This is a genomic window from Paenibacillus sp. OSY-SE, from assembly GCF_000283315.1.
GTDB classification, from domain to species: Bacteria; Bacillota; Bacilli; order Paenibacillales; family Paenibacillaceae; genus Paenibacillus_B; species Paenibacillus_B profundus.
Window position 1 is genome coordinate 1 of the sequence record NZ_ALKF01000050.1, and the last position, 221, is coordinate 221.

The window sequence follows — 221 nt, forward strand, 5'->3', positions numbered from 1 at the left end:
GCGCTAAGACAGTACCTAATCCTGCAACAAATTCGATATGACTTTGAATTTGACGTGCGTATTTCAGCGGATGACCAAGTGCTTCAAATACCTGTTCCTCGATTTATTTTGCAACCGTTAGTGGAAAATTCACTTTATCATGGACTGAGTGACGAAGGTTTTATTCAAATTGAGGTTACACTCGCCAAAACGCTGAATATTTTGATACAGGATAATGGAGC

Annotated in this window: 1 protein-coding gene; it reads left to right on the top strand. The window is 39.4% G+C overall.

Features of this window, described 5'->3' with window-relative positions; all coding sequences use genetic code 11:
* On the top strand, positions 1–221 hold a 221-nt coding region (locus A372_RS38170; protein ID WP_036702643.1), incomplete at both ends, for a hypothetical protein.